The organism is Microbulbifer sp. HZ11 (assembly GCF_000708675.1).
Lineage (GTDB): Bacteria > Pseudomonadota > Gammaproteobacteria > Pseudomonadales > Cellvibrionaceae > Microbulbifer.
Genome location: NZ_JELR01000002.1, coordinates 1173317 through 1192022 on the forward strand (window position 1 = coordinate 1173317; position 18706 = coordinate 1192022).

Below are 18706 nucleotides of genomic sequence, written 5' to 3' on the forward strand. Positions count from 1 at the left end.
TGCACTGCCGCAATGCTTGAGAATGAGGAATGCCAGCGGAAAGGTGCGCGGCAAAACCAGCACAGAACAGACCAGGTATCATTGCCAAGCGCCTCGCAGAGCGGTACCCGCCAGTGACTGCAGTCGTGGCAATAGGATTTCATCACGCCCCTGTACAGATCGCAGCGCGCTCAAGCCGGCCGCAGTGAATCGTGCGGCCGCCCTATCGGTCATCCAGGCCTCCGCACAGGGAGTGAGCCATTCACCGTGTGGCAACTTACGCAGATGCACAGGCAACCCGGTGTACTGGTCGGCGGGCACTGCGGTGGGCGCACCTTGGGCCGAAAACGCAGAACAGATCGACAGCGCTAGCAGGTAAGCACTGTTACCCCACAGGTAATACCGGTGGCCAAGCTCCGGACTCAGCTCTTCGAACGCAAAGGTCTCCGTGCGGGAGGCGTCGGCACCAAACGGCATGCGCAGAAGAAAGCGCGGTGCGGCCAACGCGACGTGCTCACAGGCGGGGTAGGCACGCAGTGCCCGCCAACCATCGGAAAACGCCTCCGACAGCGGATAACACCAGTCATCAGGATCCATGGAACCTGCCATGCTCGGGCAGCCGGCCAGTCGACAATCGCCACCCAGCAGTAATGTGCTACCCGCTGCCTCAGCGATCGTCGCCAGATCAATCAACATGTGCAGGTCTCTCTCTTCGTCAGAGACGAAAAAATCTCCCACAACCAGGTCGTAGGGTTTACTTCCTGCAACGGTGTGCCGCTCTACAAGGCACTTGAATATCCCGGCCTCTTCAAGATCATCCTGGGCGCGGGCAAGGTCGGCAAGTATTTCTTCCTTGCTGATATCGAGTAGATGCAACTCCAGCCCCGGGTGATCTTCCAGCCGGCGCAGCAACATGTGCAGGCTTCGCCAACTGGCCTCCAGTTGGCGGAAATCACTGTGGTGCATGATTTTTCGCATGGCTTCTGAGGCCGCCTCAGTCACCGCATCAAGATACGCAGCCTGATTTTTATCGGGCTTTTTCTGCATATAGGGCGCGACGATATCCTTAATCAACAGGTCAACCTGCCCCGCCGCCGAATTACGCACATGCTCCTGATACACAGCCTGATAGTGCTCACCGGAGAGTATCCGGTCTAGCATGGATTGCCCGCCATCACAGGCCTCTAAACTCGTCGGGGCGGATGCACCAGCACCAGGAGACGGGACTTCCGTACCCCATTGCCGGATTTCATCCACGGCACTGGCATAACCTTTCGCACTCAACAGCTGCTTTTCGAGTTCAATGAACTGCTTGAACAGTGGTACACGCTGATACAGAAAATCCGGATGCAGATCGTCAAATTCCAGTAACTGTAATGGATCATCCATACCCGGAATTCTGATTCCCACCTGAAGTCGTTCGAACAGCTGCTCGAAATTATCCTTCCCCAGCCGAAATGCCTGGCGCTGCGCCAGAGTGTCGGGCTCGCTTACCGAGCGACTGCTGCGACCACTGAAATCGCCGACGATTGCCACCCTGTAAGTGGCACCATGGTGCCGATTGCGATTATTTCCGGACTCCTTCCCTGGGGAAAAAATGGCAGCGCCGGTTTGCATGCTCGCTCTACTCATACTCCTGTCTCCAGGGTGGTGGTGTGTTTATCCGTCGCGCTTTCATTCGAAGCATCACAAAGGGTTTTGACCGCTTGATTACCAGATGACGATTTGTCGTGCCCCTTGACCGCGGGCTTGGCTACCGATTTTTTCTCCGCAGATTTGCGTGGACGCCCGCGCTTAAGCGGCCGCACTCGCTGATTGGAAATCTGCTCAATCTTGTCTTTGAATACGTCGCCACCAAGGATCTGCCCGAGCTTGATGGTCTCCGCAATATACTCAAGCAGGCGCCTGTCGAAGCGGTAGCGAAAAAGCTCTCTATACGCATCCGCGCGCGCAGCAGCAGTATCCCCCAGGGCCATATACAAGCGGTGATCCTTGATGACCGTGCTGAGCGCGAGATTGGCGTGATGCTGAAAACTGGACCAGGCGTAGTCAGCCATCGAGTCAGCCAACCCCAGATAGATCGGCCGTGACTCCACGTAGCGATAGCAGGTCAGCAGGTAGGCATCAGAGTCGATCAGGCTGGATTTGTAGCGCCCGGCCCAGAGCGTTCCGGAGCGACGGTAACGGTGATTGATAAACTGTACATAACGACGCCCGAGAGATTGCATCATGGATGGAATACCTTCCGGCACTCTTGGCGTCGCAATGATCTGGATCATATTAGGCAGCAGCACATACGCATGTACATCGACCCGGTACTGATCCGCGGCATTGCGCAGACTATCCAGATAAAACTGGTAATCTTCATCGTCAAAAAAGCACGGCAGGTTATTGTGGCCCACCTGCACAATATGTTGCGGAATGTCGATTAGATTAAGTCTCGGAAGACGGGGCATCGTGCCAAAAAATCCTTTTTAACTTGCACAGGCGTACCAACTGCGCATCCACTAAGCGGAAGGGGTTGGCATTATGGCAAATGATTGAAAAAAAATTCAAACCTGATGCACAAGCAAGTTAACATTGCTGCGCTAAAACGGAAGAAAGTCATGGAGAGGGAACCGCTGCATGGGTTTCGGTTCCGCTACTTTCAGGAAATTGTCATGGAGCTGTGACTGACATGGAGCCAATCAGGCTGGCAGTCAATGGCCGCACCGATATCGGACAGGTGCGGGAAGAAAACGAAGACAGCATTCGCTGTCACAGTAGCCCCGACCACCCGTTTGCCTATGTGGTGGTGGCTGATGGTATGGGCGGATACAGCGGCGGGGCTACAGCCAGCCGTATCGCCGCAGATACCCTGCAGAACCAGTTCGAGGGCCTGTTGAATTCGACCTTCCTGTCATGCTCTCCCGCACAACAACAGTTGATGTTACGCGCCACGCTGGTTGAAGGTATTGGTGTGGCGAATCGGGAGATACTTCACACAAAACAATCGCGCCCGCAATTTTCTCAGATGGGTACCACGCTGGTGGTGGCCGCTATCTGGCGAGACTTTCTGATCGTTGCACACATTGGTGATTCGCGCGCTTACCTCTGGAACAACTATGGCCTGCAACGTCTGACCAAAGATCACAGTGTTGTACAGGAAATGATTGACTCCGGGCAGCTGACCGCAGAACAGGCACAATCGTCCCAAGTAAGAAATCATATAACCCGCGCACTGGGAATTTCCGAACCAGTAGAGGCAACAGTCAATAGCTGGACGCTGAAGGAAAGCGCGCTGTTGCTGCTCTGCAGCGACGGCCTTACCGAATATCTGGACGACCATACTATCGAGCGGGTGCTGGCCACATACCGCCCGGCACTGGAAAGCGTCTACCACTTCATCGACGATGCAAACCAGTGCGGAGGACGCGACAATATCAGTGCTGGAATAATCGAATTCTGCCATCGCACCGATGCCGTGGTGGAATTTTCCGGTGACCCGATCACCCTGCAACCCAAGGTTAAGGTGGAAGAGGATATTACTGTGCGAAAATCACAGCGTTAACGTTGCGAATCTTTCTAACTACACAAAATTCCTGCCAAACCTATCCCGAGTACGCGACATGACACCGGATCGTCTGGTCGAGTTTATCCCCTCGACCCTCGCCAAATTGCACCCGCACAAAATGCCCTGCTCATCGGCTGACGCCATAGCAATTTGCAAATGGTTTGAGTCCACCGTCCGCGAGAATAGCGATCTATCTTTCGCGCCGCAATTTGAGCCTGTTGGCAGCCGTTTTCCCGCAGATATCTGGCCGACGCTACCAACTATTAATGCGAACACCTACAGCATCGTAACCGCGCAACGCCCCCCACAGATTTTTACGCCGGCCTCGGTGCCAGTAAATTTTTGTAATTACCCGGGCTACAACCGCGCGGGCGATCTGTTACCCGAGCTGCCGCGATGCCAACAAGTGGCAGGGCATGTCATCGCCAGTAACGGAGAGCTGGCTTTCTCACGCACGGATTTTGAGCTGTCCGGCCCCTTTTTCTTTCGGTGGCAACGCTTTTATCGCCAATCACTTCTGAAGGATGAGGATGAGTACGCTGATTGCGGCCTTGGCCCTGGCTGGCGCCATAGTTTGAGCGAAAGCCTGCAGTTGCCCGATCCTCAGGGCGGCGTCGAAAAAAAAGTATTGCTACATACAGCGGAAGGCCGCGTAATCGTTTTTGACCTTCCCGCGATTGGTCACGGTTGCTTTAATCGTTGCGAGCGCCTTTTTCTCTTACGCCAGAGCCTGCACAGTTTCCGTCTGATCTCTTTCGACCAACCAGACAAAGTATTTCGTGCTGACGGAACCGGAGTCTCTGTCCCTCTCAGTGAAATGCGCGATACCAGTGGCAATACACTGAGTGTGGATTATCGGGATGGAAAACCGGTAAAAGTTGTGACGTCATGGGGTCGCACTCTTGAGCTTGATTATCAAGAGGGAAAATTGGTGCGAATTAACCATTCCCAGGGCGATGCATCGCACCTGTGTGAATACGGTTTTGATGCATCAGGCCGGCTCAACGATTGCCGCAACAGCCAGCAGCAGGAACGTTATGGCTTTTATGATGACGGGATGATGGCCAGTATTACCAGCCTGACACTGGGCCACATTTTGCTGAACTATGATTCGCTGCAGCGGGTCGACCACATTCGCGTACTCGAAGACCCGACGCCCGCGGGACAATCATGTCCGGAAGTCCAGGGACAGGCGTCTGCGCCCTCGATGTACTACCGGCTGCGATGGAAAACCGGTACTTACAACGGCAGGCTGAACTGCACCCTATCCACTCCGGACCAACACGACCTGCACTGGCAGTTTGATAAGCGAGGCGATCTGCTAGAGATCCGCCAGGGTACACGTACTTCTACCCGACGCTATGATCATTACCGTAACCTGTGTCGGCATGTGGACCAACAAGGCGTCGAAACATTATTTCGCCACGATACCTTTGGTCGGCTGCTGCGCCGGACCTGTGGTGACTTGACCCACCGATACATTTACGACGAGAACGGTCGCCTTATCGCGGCGGGGTCGATTTTTGAAAACCCAAATCAATCTTCCGGCAACAGCACGGATACACCCTGTAACGTCCAGCACTGGCATTATCGCTACCAGAACGGTAACAGTTACCCGAAAGAAGTTGTGGATCCAGCTGGACACTGCTGGCAATGCGAACATGACGATCGAGGCCAGCTTCGCCGGCTAACCGACCCCGAAGGCGGTGTACTTTGTCTCGACTGGGATGCCCACGGGCAACTCGTCCGCCTGAGCCGTGGTGACGATGTCTACAGCTGGGAGTACGATACAGCAGGTCGTATTACTGCCTGTAAAGGTTCTGAAATAGCGCCGAGAAGCTGGCAATACCATAGCGATGGAAAACTCAGCGAAGCCTCGGTTGCTCAGCACTCTTATTTACTCAGTCGCGACGAATACGGTCGCCTGTGTGGGATTCACGCAAATGACGAACCACTGCTGCAGTGGCAGTACGATGGCTATAGCCGGGTTCGCCACCTGCAGGACTGTGCGGGTAATCGCCAGAGCCTCAACTATACGCTGCGCGGTCATCTAACCTCGCTCCAGATCGAGTGCAGTACCCACAGTCCAATCTACTACTCCTGGCACTACAACGGTCACGGACAACTGACAGCTTTCGGTACAGGAAAAGATACACAAAGGGAGTGGCTGTACGATCAGTGTGGCCGTCTCTCTGAGTTTCACGACAGCGACAGCCACTGGTATCTACATTATAACGATCAGGGTCAGTTGGCCCAGATCCGCAATAACAGCGGTCAACTGTGCAGTTTTCATTTCGATACACTGGGCCAACTGGTTCAGGCTGCCAATGAGCATTGCACTCTACGCTACCGATACGATGCTCGGGGTCTGCTCGTTGCCGAGCACCAGGATCTCAACAGCGAAGCCGGCGACGGAAATCAAGGCTCTGTTGGTGACAACAGCCTTAGCGTGAATCACAGTCACGACAAACGTGGATGGCTCAAACGCTCCGCCTCCGATCAGCTGAATATTGCCTATACGTTTTCCGCCGCGGGCAGCCTCTATGGTATTGATGCCAATGGCTCTATGGTGCTGCGCATTGATGCACAACGTAGTGGGGACCTTCTCACGGGAAAAATTATTTCTCTGGGCAACCATCAACTGCAGCACAGCTACCAGAATGGCATACTTGTCAGTATTCACAGAAACGAGGCGCCGCTGTGGAAACGCACTAAATCCGCAACCGGCTTTACGGCAGCACTGATTGCAGCCCCTGCAGCGACAGAAGGTCAATGGGACAGCCGCGGTAACCTGATTTCTGAGCAGCGCGCGGCAGACAATGGCATTGCCCGCTACCAATACCAGTACGACGGCTGGGGACTCCTGCAATGTGTCGAATGTGGCGACTTCAAAACCTGGTTGCGCTACGACCCGTTTGGTCGCCGGCTGAGCAAATCGAGCATCCACCGTCGCTCGCGCCGGCAAAGGCGTGTTGCCAGTCACTGGTGTGCCACCGGCCTCTGGAACGAGAGCCACCAGGTAGGCCCCCTTGTCCGGGCCACGCACTACCTGCATGATCCCACCGAAGGAATCGCGGTTGCACGCCTGTCTCTGGATAGCGAAGCTTCACCCTCGTCTCAATGCGGTATCAGTCCAGACCAGGGGCAGAGAGAGTTTTTCCTGAGCGAGCAGCACGGCCACCTGATCGCGCTGCTCGGCGAGAATACCGCTGCAGCAACGGCTGATCCCGTACTGTGGACCTTCGATGGGCAATCGTCAGAATGGTGCCCAGGCAGCTATCAGGGGCATCGAGGGATCTTTGATGTGGAAACCCGTCTGATCTATCGCAACGGCCACTATTTCCATGTTACCGCCATGGAATTACCTGATGAGCCGCCACTGCCACCTCTGGACGTTGGCTATCAGCACCCACCCTATCTCAGGCGAACCAACAACGATATTGCCTGCTCCGACCGCGCCCATCCCGTCGCATCGGAGCGGACTACGGAGTAACGGTTCACAAACTGCGGCGACACTGTCGCCGCACTAAACCCGTCGGCGCCCATTTGCCTTCGCCTGCTCGCCTGATCCTATAGCATGAGCCATGCAAGACAACGCTGTCATCTCGGCGCGAATTTACCGCCTGCAGCTGTGACAGCCGCACCTTTGCACTTGAGACAACCAACAATAATTCAAGGAAATGGCAATGAATCACACCACCCGCAAGGGAGTCACTAGTCTGATACTGACACTCACTACCCTGACCGCAATCGACGCCCATAGTCACGGCACCATGGAGGTACCAGAGAGTCGTATCTACAACTGTTTTCTCAATAACCCCGAAAATCCCTCTGATCCGGCGTGCGCAGCGGCCAAAGCGGTGGGAGGCACCCAACCCTTTTACGACTGGAATGAAATCAATCAGGCCAACGCCGCAGGTAATCACCGCGCACTGGTACCAGATGGCGAGCTCTGTGCCGGTGGCCGCAGTAAATATGCGGGCATGAACCTGGCCCGCAGCGATTGGCAGGCCACACCGATTACTCCAAAGGCCGATGGCACTTTCGACTTTATTTTCTGGGGCACCGCACCCCACGCTACCGATGACTGGGTGTTTTACATCACCCGATCCGGTTACACCGGCTCCGAGCCTCTGAAATGGAGTGACATGTTTGAGTTCTGTCGGCTGGGCAATGTGCCGGTGGGGGCAGACAAACGCTATACCCTCAACTGCCCCCTGCCGCAGCTGACCGGTAAGCACGTGATTTACACGACCTGGCAACGGGCTGATAGCCCGGAGGCCTTCTACACCTGTACCGATGTGATTCTTGGGGATGGTGGCACACCGAGCCAATGGGCAGATGAGGGCGCGCTGCAAGCCTATTCGGATCTCGCAGCCGGCAGTCAGGTTACCCTGCGCCTGTTCAACAGTAGCGGCAATGATCTGGAAACGGTCGGCTACACCCTGGGCCAGGATGCCAGTGCCGCCGACTGGGCCTTTGACTTTGCCAATGCCATCAACAGTCAGTCCCAGTATGCCCGTATCGGCGTGCTTGATCCGGCAAACGACACTGTCACTCCGGTAGTGAGCGCCTCGGAAAACCGCGTCTACACCCAGGCGGATCTCAACCTGAGCCACGAGGTGGATATCCAGCCGGCAGGAGGCAACGGCGACCCGACTGCGGTGATAACCCTGTCGCCGGAGAGCCTCACTGGTGCCGGTGTGATCAATCTGTCCGCCAGTCAGTCGAGCGACCCGGATTCCGACCCGCTGACCTACGCCTGGACCCTTCTTGCTGGCGACGGAGCGACCTTTAGCAGTACGGACAGTGTGGATGTGGCCCTGAGCCTGAGCGAACCCACACAGGCTCAGACAGTCACTGTGCAGCTGACCGTAAACGATGGGCAGGCGAGCAGTAGTGCTGTCGTCAATATTCAGCACAACCCGCAATCCACCGGTGGCGACGACTACGATTACGTGTATCCCGATGGCATCGGCAATTATGTGCCCGGAGAAACAATAGTGCTCGGCAGCGACAACAACCGCTATCTGTGCCGCCCCTTCCCTGAGGGGCAATGGTGCAATATCAACAGTGCCTACCACTATGCGCCCGGTAGCGGCTCGAACTGGTCCGACGCCTGGACACAACTCTGAATACCCCGAACTTTCCATCCACAAAAAAGCCCGGCAATGCCGGGCTTTTTAATTTCTAACTCAGGTTGCGACAGAGTGGGGCGACTGACGCAGCGTAAACATAAACAACAGCGTCGCTATCCCTCCACAGGTAGCAATGGCTGCGACCAGGGTGAGCGGAGAACCATCGAACACTGCACTGACAATAGCGATTGCCGCAGCGCCCAGCATCATCTGCAGAGTGCCGCCAAGGGCCGCAGCCGTTCCCGCAATGGGACCGTGATCATCCAGCGACAGCACCATGGTGGTCGGTACCACCAGCCCCAGGAATGCGTTGGCAATTAACAGCAGAGCCACCAGCACCACAAAGTCATCCACGCCCGCCAGGTTCAGCATCAGATTAAACCCGGCAACCAGGGCAAAGCCGCTCACCGCCCACTTCACCACCGCGACGCCGCCAAACCGCTCACACAGATTCGCGGCAAACTGGCTGGCCACAAAAAAACCCAGCGCATTCAGCGCAAAGGCAAGACTGAACTGAGTCGGTGTCAGCCCGTAGTAGTCCGTATACAAAAACGCGGCGATAGAAAGGAAAGAGAAGAAGCTGGCCATACCCATGCCGCCAATCAGGGTCATCCCCATGAATGTTGGATCCCGGAACAGCACCCTGAACGCATCGAACATGGCACCGACTTTGAGCGGCACTCGACTCTCCTCGCTCAGAGTCTCCGGAAGTGCGAAACGGATCAACAGCAGACTGACCACCGTTGCCGCCGCCACCGCATAAAACACCGATGGCCAGCCGAACGGCGCCATCAGCAGACTGCCCGCCAGCGGTGCCAGCATCGGCGAAATGGAAATCACCAGCATCACAGTAGTCATCAGGCGGGTCGCCTCAGTACCGGTGTAACGATCGCGAATGATCGCCCGCGGAATCGACATTACCGATGCCGCGCCCACCCCCTGCACAAAACGCAGCGCGATCAGCCACTCGATGGTCGGTGCCAGGGCACAGCCGATGGAGGCGAACAGAAACAGCACCAGGCCGAAATACAGTGGCGGCTTGCGCCCGAACATATCCGCCGCCGGCCCGTAAAACAGCTGGCAGACACCGAAGGCGATAAAAAAGGAAATCAGCGTGTACTGGGACACGGCCGCCGGCACACCATAATCCTCAGCCATCGCTGGCATGGCAGGCAGGTACATATCAATGGCAAATGGTCCAACGCAACTGAGCAAGCCCAGGATCAGTGCCATCTTCAATAAATCGGGTTTCATAAATATCGATATCCGGAAAAATTGCCGGACGAATGAATGCCCGAACCTGCGCTGATTCTAACAGCCGTTTGTGTCAGTCCAAGCCCAAATAGTCACCGACAAGAACTGACTTCCACCAATCGCAGGGTCACAACTACAATAACCGACAAGTCATTTTTTACCGAACCCGATTCCATGCCACACAACGCACAAGAGCCCTTCGTCATCGCCGGTGTCACCGTCGCCCGGGGCGAAACCAAAAAAATCGAACTGCCCATCGTACGCCTGTACACCGACACCGAAATGGCCATCCCGGTTTACGTACATCGCGGCAAAAAACCCGGCCCCACCATGTTCGTCAGCGCCGCCATTCACGGCGACGAACTGAACGGCATCGAAATCATCAGCCGCCTGATCAATAGCAAAGCGCTCAAGTCCCTGCGCGGCACCCTGATCGCCGTACCCGTGGTCAACGTCTACGGCGTACTGCACCAGTCCCGCTACCTACCCGACCGCCGCGACCTCAACCGCTCCTTCCCCGGCTCCGCCCGCGGCTCCCTCGCCGCGCGCATGGCACACATCTTCCTCGAAGAAATCGTCGCCAAATGCGACTACGGTATCGACCTCCACACCGGCGCCATCCACCGCAGCAACCTTCCCCAAATCCGCGCCAACCTCGACGACCAACAAACCCGAGAAATGGCCGCCGCCTTCGGCGTCCCGGTCCTGCTGAATGCCACACTGCGAGACGGCTCCCTGCGCCAGGCCGCCGCCGACCTCGGCGTACGCATACTCTTATACGAAGCCGGCGAAGCCCTCCGCTTCGATGAACTCTGCATCCGCGCCGGCGTGCGCGGCGTACTCAACGTCATGCGCAAACTGGAAATGATTCCGGTCAAACGCGGCCGCCAGGGCATCGAACCCTTTGTGGCCCGACGCAGCGGCTGGTTGCGCGCCGGCGACAGCGGCATCGTCAACCACAAAAAACAGCTTGGGGATCACGTAAAAAAAGGAGAAATCCTCGCCACCATTGCCGATCTATACGGCAACGAACTGGACAAGGTACTGGCGGATGCCGATGGCATCATTATCGGAAAGCAGAATATTCCGTTGGTGCAGGAAGGTGAGGCGATGTACCACGTGGCTTATTTTCAGGAGCCGAATGAGGTACTGGAAAATCTGGAGTTATTGCAGGATACGCTGCTACCGGAAGAGAATTTCTAGGTGTTCCTTCGTTCCTAACGAAGTTCAAAACCTGATGAGAAGGAAAGATGGCGGGTGGGAATTTTCAGGAGCGTCGCAAACAGGATGTTTGCGCCGCAGCGCCCAGGGATGGGTTCACAGGGGGGCGCCTAGCTCGGTCCTGAAAATTCCCACCCGGTAGCTTTCCGCCACCGGGAGAGATCAAACAGGACCACTATTCTCAGTTTTTACGCAGGAGCTCCAAAACCTCTTTGCTCGGGAAGCCCTGCAACTCAACCCCAGCCTCTTCCTCAAACTTCAGAATCGCCTTGCGGGTACCACCACCGGCCTTGCCGTCGATCTCCCCATCGTAGAAGCCCTTCTCCTTCAGCTTGGTCTGCAGCTCCATTACCTCATCGGCCTCCAGCTTGGTAAACGGACGCTTCCAGTCTTTACTCAGCGGTGCCGCACCACCAATCTGATCCGCCAGAATACCCACCGCCGCCGCATAGCGATCCGAATTATTGTAGCGCTTGATCACAAAGAAATTCTTCAGCATCAGGAACGCCGGCCCCTTGCGGCCCGCCAGCACCTTCAGTTCCGCCATATCATCCGGGCGTGGAAAACTCTTGCCGCCAACACGCTTGACACCCAGCTTCTCCCACTCCGAAATCTTCAGCTTTCCACCAGGAAGCTTGCGTTCCGGAATCGTCACCTCATAACCCCAGGTCTGCCCGCTGACCCAACCATTTTTCTTCAATAGATTCGCCGCCGTCGCCAACGCATCCGGCACCGAATTCCAAATGTCGCGCTTACCGTCGCCATCCATATCCACCGCATAAGCCTGGTAACTGGTAGGAATAAACTGCGTATGCCCCATCGCACCCGCCCAGGAGCCGGTCAGGTGACTCTCATCGATATCACCACTCTGTAAAATTTTAAGCGCCGCCAACAGCTGACTGGTGCCGAACTTCTTACGCTTCGGGTCCGCATAGGCCAGCGTCGCCAGCGAACGCACCACACTGCGCATCACCGTCTTGTTGTCCAGAATCGCCCCAAAGCTCGATTCCATCGACCAGATCGCCAGCAGGATATTCGGGTTCACACCGGACTGCTGCTCGATCTTGTCCAGCCACGGCTTTAGCTCCTTCTTTTTCGCCTTACCGCGCTGCACCGCAAACTTGGTGATGCGGTTGTCGAAGTACTGCCACACCGGTGCCTTGAACTCCGGCTGGTAGCTGGCCTTGTCCAGCACCCACTGGTCCGGAGAGTCGATACCCTTGAAAGCGCGATCAAACGTCTCCGCGGTGATCCCTTCTTTCATCGCTTTCGCGCGGAACTCTTTTTTCCACTTTTCAAAGCCCGGATCGGCCGCAGCCCCCGCGAACATGGGAAGTGCACAGAAAAAAGCAAACAGAATGGAAACAAGACCGGCACGACGCACCGGGAAAAAGGCAACCTGGCCCATAACAGCTCCTTGGCAAATAACAGCTCGCACAAGGGTAGAACGGAAGACAGGCAACGGAAAGGGAGGATTGACGCCAGTCACTCAGGCTGTGACTGGCCCGACACTATATTCCACGTGCTGAGGGCTCAGCTAGGCACGCTAAAGCTCTGCTCTATACGCTGAAGGCTCTAATCAATTAGAGGAAACGGCTAGCTCGCCGGAGGGATCACGTAGAACAGCACCGCAAAGAAATGCAGCACGCCGCCCGCCAGCACAAACAGATGCCAGATGGCGTGGTGGAAGCGCAGGCTGCGCCACAGGTAAAACGCGATACCGCCGGTGTAACAGAGGCCGCCCAGCACCAGCAGCAACAGGCCACCGGGCGCCAGGTTATCCATCAGCGGCTTGATCGCCGCAATCACCACCCAGCCCATCAGCGCACTCAGGGTAATCGACAGAGCGCGAATTTTTTTCAGCGGCGTGAACTGAATAATCAGGCCGATCAACGCCAACCCCCAGATCACCCCGAACAGGGACCATCCCCAGGGCCCGCGCAGGGTAACCAGGGTAAAAGGTGTGTAAGTGCCCGCTATCAACAGAAAAATTGCCGAGTGGTCCAGCGTGCGCAGCACCTGCTTGGCGGTGGGGTGCGTGACACTGTGATACAGCGTGGAGGCGGAGAAGCACAGGATCAGAGTCGCCGCGTAGATACTACTGCTGACAATATGCCAGGCATCTCCGCGCAGTGCCGCAAAGGCACACAGTACCCCCAGCCCGGCAATAGCCAGTAACGCGCCCACCCCGTGGGTGATGCTGTTGGCGATTTCTTCGGCAAAGCTGTAGCGAGTGGCGACCTTGGCGGTCAGGCTATTGGACATGGCGCTTACCCGTAGTGCGGTTTTCCGTGGACCAGGTTTGCCTGCCAGTATGGCAGAGAAATGTGACTACAAATTTAATTGCGGTCTCATGATCGGAAAATGCACTGGATGAGGCAAGCGCTGTTTGAGACCGGCGGGTACCGCCGGTCTCATTAGGCTTCAATTATGCGATATCACACGCTGGCGTTGTGAATGCCCATTTCGCACAGGGCAGAGGACTCGCGCACAATAGTCTGCACGCGGTCCGGACCGGTGGAGATGATATCGATGGGCGCACCCACCAGCTCTTCGATACGCGCGATGTAGTCGCGGGCCGCCTTGGGTAGCTCCGCTTCGCGGGCGACGCCAAAGGTGGTTTCGCTCCAGCCGGGCATGGATTCGTACACCGGCTCCACGCCTTCCCAGCCTGTGGCATCAAACGGTACAGGCACATCTTCGCCGGCGCTGTTGCGGTAGCCCACACAGATCTTCACTTCTTCCAGGCCATCCAGCACGTCCAGCTTGGTCAGACACAGGCCGGAGATGCTGTTGATGCGGATCGCATGGCGCACGGCTACCGCATCGAACCAGCCGGTACGGCGTTGGCGGCCGGTGGTGGCACCGAATTCGTGGCCTTTTTCACCCAGGTGTCGGCCCACATCACAGCCCAGCTCGGTGGGGAAAGGACCGCCGCCCACACGGGTGGTGTAGGCCTTGGTGATACCCAGTACATAGTCCAGGTACAGGGGGCCGAAACCGGAGCCGGTGGCGGTACCGCCGGCGGTGGTGTTGGAAGAGGTCACATACGGATAAGTGCCGTGATCGATATCCAGCAGGGAACCCTGGGCACCCTCGAACAGGATGTGCTCGCCATTTTCGCGGGCGTTGTGCAGGATATCCGCCACATCCGCGATCATCGGCACCAGGTCCTTGCGCCAGGTTTCCGCCAGCTTGAGGGTTTCCTCATAGCTCACCGGGTCAGCCTTGTAGTACTCGGTCAGAGCGAAGTTGTGGTATTCCAGCAACTCTTTCAGTTGCGCGCAGAAGTTATCCCAATTGCACAGATCGCCGAGACGCAGACCGCGACGCGCGACCTTGTCTTCATAGGCCGGGCCGATGCCGCGACCGGTGGTGCCGATGGCCTTGGCGCCTCGGGCTTTCTCGCGGGCCTGATCCAGGGCCACGTGCACCGGCAGAATCAGCGGGCAGGCGGGCGACAGACGCAGGCGCTTGCGTACGGGAACGCCAGCGGCTTCCAGCTCACCCATTTCCTTCTCAAGGGCTTCCGGGGACAGCACCACGCCGTTACCGATCAGGCAGGTGACGTCCGGGCGCAGAACACCGGAAGGGATCAGGTGCAGTACGGTCTTCTCACCATTGATCACCAGGGTGTGGCCGGCGTTGTGACCGCCCTGAAAGCGGACTACCAGTGCGACTTTCTCGGTCAACAGATCGACAATCTTGCCCTTGCCTTCGTCGCCCCACTGGGTGCCCAGCACCACTACGTTCTTGCCCATGTGCGTAAATCTCGTGTCGTCAGTTCAACGTTAGACGGGCGGAAGGGATTTGCTGGCCGCGCCCGTCCTGCGGCCAACAAGTGCAATACACAAACTGCGATAAAAAGTCCGATTCAATCGGATAGCTTAGGGTTCAATCCCGCGCCTTCACCACCCACTGGTCGCCCTCGCGCACCAGTTCGCGGTCGCAGCGTGCCAGGGTCTCGGTATCGTCGCTGCCCTCCTCGGGCATCGCGCTGATGACTATCTCACCATCCCCACGCAGGCTGGCAATCAGTTGCCAAAGCTGCTCACTGTCACTGGCCGGAGCCAGGATAGCGCCGGCTTCGTCACTGGCGCTCTGTCCCAGGGTATTGATCGCTACCAAGTCGGTACTGAAGCCGGTGGCCGCCCGGTCGCGACCAAACACGGCGCCGATGCCGTTGTAGCGGCCACCATTGGCCAGTGCCTGACCATGGCCGGGAGAGTAAGCGGCGAAAACCAGCCCGGTTTCGTAGTCGTAACCGCGCATTTCGCCGAGATCAAAAAACAACTCAACCTGCGGATAACGGCGTGCGATCGCATCCGCCACCCGCTGTAATTCATCCAGCGCATTGAGCAGTGCTTTGGGGCCGCCCGCAAACAGTTCGCTGGCGCGGGACAGGCATTCACTGCCCCCGGCAAGGCGAGGCAGACTACGCAGCCATTTCGCCGCTTGGGCGTTTTCAATGTTCGCTTCCACCCAGCGCTCGATATCTGCCACCGCCTTGCTCTGTAACAGCGTGGTCAGTGCACTCTGCTGATCCGCGTTCAGCTGCGCGGCGTCCGCCAGGCTGCGGAAAATTGCCACATGGCCGAGATCCAGGTGGATCTCGCGAATTCCCGCGGTGCGCAGGGTCTCCACCATCAGGCTGATGACCTCGATGTCCCCCTGCAGACTCTCGACGCCGTACAGCTCAGCGCCAATCTGAATCGGTGCCCGCGGGCCCATGGGCGCACGCGGTCGGGTGTAGAGCACCTGGCCGGCGTAACACAGGCGGTTGGCACCGCTTCTGGGGAAACTGTGGGAATCGATACGCGCGGCCTGGGGGGTGATATCCGCGCGGATGCCCAGGCTGCGCCCGGACAACTGGTCGGTCACCCGGAAAGTGCTCAGGTCCACATCGCGGCCCATACCAATCAGCAGAGAATCGGTGAATTCCACCATCGGTGGGATGATCATCTCGTAGCCCCAGCGGTGGTACAGGTCCAGCAGATCTCTGCGCAGGGTTTCCACCCGCTTGGCGTCCGCGGGCAAAATCTCGGCGATGCCATCCGGTAGCATCCAGCGTTCGGCTTGGGTCATGATGTGGGCATTCGACAGTTAACAGTGCGGCCGCAGTGGCCGGAAGAATTCTCAGTCCTGGAGATCATGCAAAGAGCATCAGCAGGGCTGTGCCGGCGAGCATGGATACCAGCCCCGCCGTGCGCAGGCTGCGATTATCCACAGATGCCAGCTGCTGCACCAGTGCGCGCCAGCGCTTGGGGTAGAGAAAAGGCAATATGCCTTCGATGATCAGCACCAGGCCAATGGCCCGGACCAGCTCGTCCCACACGGTAGCGGCTCCAGCAGCGTTCCTACAATTCCAGCAAACAGGCCGGCACAAAAAAACCGGGCGCCGGCCCGGTTTCGAGGATTTTACCACTAATTTGTGGAAGTGTGGCCACCACCGTGGCCACTAAATAGCCGTTACTTACCTGAAGAATCCTTCAGGTAACGGAAGAACTCGCTGTCCGGCTCCACCAGCAGAATGTCGCTCTTGTCCTTGAAGGACTCCTTGTAGGCGGTAAGGCTGCGGGAGAAGCGATAGAACTCCGGATCCTTGCTGAAGGCCTGGGCGTAAATCTTGGCCGCTTCCGCATCCCCTTCACCACGCAACTCTTCCGCCTTGCGGTAGGCTTCCGACTCAATCACCACCTTCTGTCGGTCGGCATTGGCGCGGATGCGCTCGCTAGCTTCCTGACCTTTCGCACGGTGATCCCGGGCTTCCAGCTCACGGCCGGCGCGCATACGCTGGAATACCGACTCGGACACTTCCGGTGGCAGGTCGATGCGCTTGACGCGCACATCAACGATTTCCACACCCAGATCTTTCTGCGCGGTCTGGTTCAGGTTTCGCGTGATATCGCCCATCAACTCATCGCGCTCACCACTGACCACCTCGTGCAGATCCCGCACACCAAACTGGTTACGCAGGCGGTTATTGATCTGCTCTGCCAGCAGTCGCACCGCGTTGCGCTCATCGCCGCGCGTTGCGACGTAAAAGCGACCCACATCAACAATACGGAACTTCGCGTAGGAGTCCACCATCATGAACTTGTTTTCGCTGTTCAGCATCCGCACCGGTTGCGAGTCCACAGTCTGGATACGGGCATCGAACTTGCGCAGCTCGTTCACCAGTGGAATCTTGAAATACAGGCCCGGCTTATAGTCCGTGCGCACCACTTCACCGAAGCGCAGTAATACGGCCTTCTCGGTTTCTTTTACCACAAACGCACTACTGGAAACCGCGAGCACGGCCAGCAGCACCAGGGCGATAACAAAAAGAGACTTGTTGCTATTCATGGTTTCTCTCCTTATCGCACTTCACGGCTGCGGCGGCTGTTGGCCACTTCAGTGCGCAACTGGTTGATTACCCGCTGGGAGATCTCGTCGATCACCTGGGGAGAGATCTGCGGACGCTGGCTGGCACTGGTGGCGCTACCTTCGGCCAGCTTGTCCAGTGGCAGGTACATCATATTGTTGCCACCCTCGACATCCACCATCACTTTGGAGGTGTTCTGCATCACTTCCTGCACCGCGTCCAGATACATACGCTCGCGAGTCACCTCCGGCGCACGCTCGAATTCAGCCAACAGCGCGGTAAAACGGGAAGCCTCACCACGGGCGCTTTCCACCACACGGGACTTGTAGGCTTCCGCTTCTTCCAGCATCCGCTGGGCCTGACCGCGAGCTACCGGGATCACCTGATTGGCATAGGCCTGGGCTTCATTCTGCAGGCGCACCTCGTCTTCGCGGGCACGCACCACATCATCAAACGCGTCCTGCACTTCCCGCGGTGCCTTGGCATCGGTGAGGTTGACCACATCGACGCGAATACCGGTTTTATACAGATCCAGGTAATCCTGCAGGCGCGCCTGGGTGTCGGCGGCCACCTGAGTACGATTCTGGGAGATAACCCCGTTCAGAGTCTGCGAACCCACCACGTGGCGCAGGGCGCTGTCGGTGGCTTCCTGCAGGCTTTTCAGCGGGTCCGCTCCACGCAGCACGAAGGATTCGGCGTCGTCGATATGCCACTGCACCTGCAGCACCACATCGACAATACTCGCGTCTTCGGTGAGCATCTGACCATTGGTGCGCTCGGTACGCACCTCGGTCATGTTGACCTTGGTGACATTATCAATCAGCGGCGGGTTCCAGTGCAGACCGGCGGTTTCGGTGCTGTGGTATTTACCCAGGCGCAAGACCACCGCAGATTCATTCGCATCCACCTGGTAGAAACCCCACAGGCCGTAGACCACGGCCAGTACAATCAGTACCAGTGACCACGGGAAGCTGGCACTGCCACCGGGACGACCGTCGTCCCCGGAAGGTTTGCCGCCGAACAGGCCGTTCAGCTTCTGCTGCATCTTACGCAGCACTTCATCCAGATCCGGCGGGCCATCGTTGTTGCGATTGCCGCCACCCCAAGGGTCCTTGTTATTACCACCCGGTTCGTTCCAGGCCATTTATCAACTCCAACTCTGCAATTTATTAATCATTAGCTGACGCAAATTCTAGC

General features: G+C 57.3%; 14 protein-coding genes. 4 read left to right on the forward strand and 10 right to left on the reverse strand.

Annotated features, from left to right (window positions below; all coding sequences use genetic code 11):
• Positions 1-78: 78 nt before the first annotated feature.
• Both AU11_RS12525 and AU11_RS12530 read right to left on the reverse strand, forming a co-directional pair.
• Entirely contained in the window at positions 79-1611 is a 1533-nt protein-coding gene (locus tag AU11_RS12525) for a type VI secretion system contractile sheath domain-containing protein (RefSeq protein WP_081848098.1), read from the reverse strand.
• Entirely contained in the window at positions 1608-2435 is an 828-nt protein-coding gene (locus tag AU11_RS12530; RefSeq protein ID WP_231491894.1) for a transposase, read from the reverse strand. The genes AU11_RS12525 and AU11_RS12530 overlap by 4 nt, the downstream gene beginning before the upstream one ends.
• A gap of 221 nt (positions 2436-2656) precedes the next feature.
• On the opposite strand from AU11_RS12530, the gene AU11_RS12535 reads away from it, so the two are divergent.
• The 3 genes from AU11_RS12535 to AU11_RS17810 all read left to right on the forward strand — a co-directional run bounded on the left by AU11_RS12535 (position 2657) and on the right by AU11_RS17810 (position 8667).
• Positions 2657-3529, forward strand: a complete 873-nt coding sequence (locus AU11_RS12535) for a Stp1/IreP family PP2C-type Ser/Thr phosphatase (protein WP_043319685.1) — start codon at positions 2657-2659, stop codon at positions 3527-3529.
• A gap of 58 nt (positions 3530-3587) precedes the next feature.
• Positions 3588-7025 (forward strand): DUF6531 domain-containing protein, encoded by a 3438-nt coding sequence (locus AU11_RS12540; protein WP_043319686.1) that lies wholly within the window; start codon positions 3588-3590, stop codon positions 7023-7025.
• Positions 7026-7218: 193 nt separating this feature from the next.
• Positions 7219-8667, forward strand: coding sequence for a lytic polysaccharide monooxygenase (locus tag AU11_RS17810; protein WP_051687235.1), 1449 nt, complete (start codon positions 7219-7221; stop codon positions 8665-8667).
• A 60-nt stretch (positions 8668-8727) separates the two neighbouring features.
• Here the strand turns inward: AU11_RS17810 and AU11_RS12550 are convergent, their stop codons facing one another.
• Complete coding sequence (locus tag AU11_RS12550) at positions 8728-9924, reverse strand: multidrug effflux MFS transporter (protein WP_043319687.1); 1197 nt, start codon at positions 9922-9924, stop codon at positions 8728-8730.
• A 174-nt stretch (positions 9925-10098) separates the two neighbouring features.
• Between AU11_RS12550 and AU11_RS12555 the strand changes: the two genes are divergently transcribed.
• Positions 10099-11127 carry a succinylglutamate desuccinylase/aspartoacylase family protein gene (locus AU11_RS12555; RefSeq protein WP_043319688.1) on the forward strand — a complete coding sequence of 343 codons (1029 nt, stop codon included), beginning with the start codon at positions 10099-10101 and terminating at the stop codon, positions 11125-11127.
• Positions 11128-11326: 199 nt separating this feature from the next.
• Here the strand turns inward: AU11_RS12555 and AU11_RS12560 are convergent, their stop codons facing one another.
• The 7 genes from AU11_RS12560 to hflK form a co-directional block, all read right to left on the reverse strand.
• Positions 11327-12553 (reverse strand): lytic murein transglycosylase, encoded by a 1227-nt coding sequence (locus AU11_RS12560; RefSeq protein WP_043319689.1) that lies wholly within the window; start codon positions 12551-12553, stop codon positions 11327-11329.
• Between the two features lie 188 nt (positions 12554-12741).
• Complete coding sequence (locus AU11_RS12565; protein ID WP_043319690.1) at positions 12742-13410, reverse strand: hemolysin III family protein; 669 nt, start codon at positions 13408-13410, stop codon at positions 12742-12744.
• 173 nt (positions 13411-13583) lie between these two features.
• Positions 13584-14906 (reverse strand): adenylosuccinate synthase, encoded by a 1323-nt coding sequence (locus tag AU11_RS12570; protein WP_043319691.1) that lies wholly within the window; start codon positions 14904-14906, stop codon positions 13584-13586.
• A 133-nt stretch (positions 14907-15039) separates the two neighbouring features.
• The gene (locus tag AU11_RS12575) at positions 15040-16230 is read right to left on the reverse strand and encodes an ATP phosphoribosyltransferase regulatory subunit (RefSeq protein ID WP_043319692.1); all 1191 of its coding nucleotides are present in this window, start codon (positions 16228-16230) and stop codon (positions 15040-15042) included.
• Between the two features lie 64 nt (positions 16231-16294).
• The gene (locus AU11_RS12580; protein ID WP_043319693.1) at positions 16295-16480 is read right to left on the reverse strand and encodes a DUF2065 domain-containing protein; all 186 of its coding nucleotides are present in this window, start codon (positions 16478-16480) and stop codon (positions 16295-16297) included.
• A gap of 134 nt (positions 16481-16614) precedes the next feature.
• Entirely contained in the window at positions 16615-17490 is an 876-nt protein-coding gene (hflC, locus tag AU11_RS12585; RefSeq protein ID WP_043319694.1) for a protease modulator HflC, read from the reverse strand.
• Positions 17491-17501: 11 nt separating this feature from the next.
• Positions 17502-18653 carry an FtsH protease activity modulator HflK gene (hflK, locus tag AU11_RS12590; protein WP_043319695.1) on the reverse strand — a complete coding sequence of 384 codons (1152 nt, stop codon included), beginning with the start codon at positions 18651-18653 and terminating at the stop codon, positions 17502-17504.
• Between the last annotated feature and the right edge of the window lie 53 nt (positions 18654-18706).

What these genes read in the sequence shown, in the direction of transcription:
- AU11_RS12540 (WP_043319686.1), top strand. Translation starts at nt 3,588, where the DNA reads ATGACACCGGATCGTCTGGTCGAGTTTATCCCCTCGACCCTCGCCAAA.
- AU11_RS12570 (WP_043319691.1), bottom strand. Translation starts at nt 14,906, where the DNA reads ATGGGCAAGAACGTAGTGGTGCTGGGCACCCAGTGGGGCGACGAAGGC.
- AU11_RS12550 (WP_043319687.1), bottom strand. Translation starts at nt 9,924, where the DNA reads ATGAAACCCGATTTATTGAAGATGGCACTGATCCTGGGCTTGCTCAGT.
- AU11_RS12555 (WP_043319688.1), top strand. Translation starts at nt 10,099, where the DNA reads ATGCCACACAACGCACAAGAGCCCTTCGTCATCGCCGGTGTCACCGTC.
- AU11_RS12530 (WP_231491894.1), bottom strand. Translation starts at nt 2,435, where the DNA reads ATGCCCCGTCTTCCGAGACTTAATCTAATCGACATTCCGCAACATATT.
- AU11_RS17810 (WP_051687235.1), top strand. Translation starts at nt 7,219, where the DNA reads ATGAATCACACCACCCGCAAGGGAGTCACTAGTCTGATACTGACACTC.
- AU11_RS12565 (WP_043319690.1), bottom strand. Translation starts at nt 13,410, where the DNA reads ATGTCCAATAGCCTGACCGCCAAGGTCGCCACTCGCTACAGCTTTGCC.
- AU11_RS12560 (WP_043319689.1), bottom strand. Translation starts at nt 12,553, where the DNA reads ATGGGCCAGGTTGCCTTTTTCCCGGTGCGTCGTGCCGGTCTTGTTTCC.
- AU11_RS12535 (WP_043319685.1), top strand. Translation starts at nt 2,657, where the DNA reads ATGGAGCCAATCAGGCTGGCAGTCAATGGCCGCACCGATATCGGACAG.
- hflC (WP_043319694.1), bottom strand. Translation starts at nt 17,490, where the DNA reads ATGAATAGCAACAAGTCTCTTTTTGTTATCGCCCTGGTGCTGCTGGCC.
- AU11_RS12575 (WP_043319692.1), bottom strand. Translation starts at nt 16,230, where the DNA reads ATGACCCAAGCCGAACGCTGGATGCTACCGGATGGCATCGCCGAGATT.
- AU11_RS12525 (WP_081848098.1), bottom strand. Translation starts at nt 1,611, where the DNA reads ATGAGTAGAGCGAGCATGCAAACCGGCGCTGCCATTTTTTCCCCAGGG.
- hflK (WP_043319695.1), bottom strand. Translation starts at nt 18,653, where the DNA reads ATGGCCTGGAACGAACCGGGTGGTAATAACAAGGACCCTTGGGGTGGC.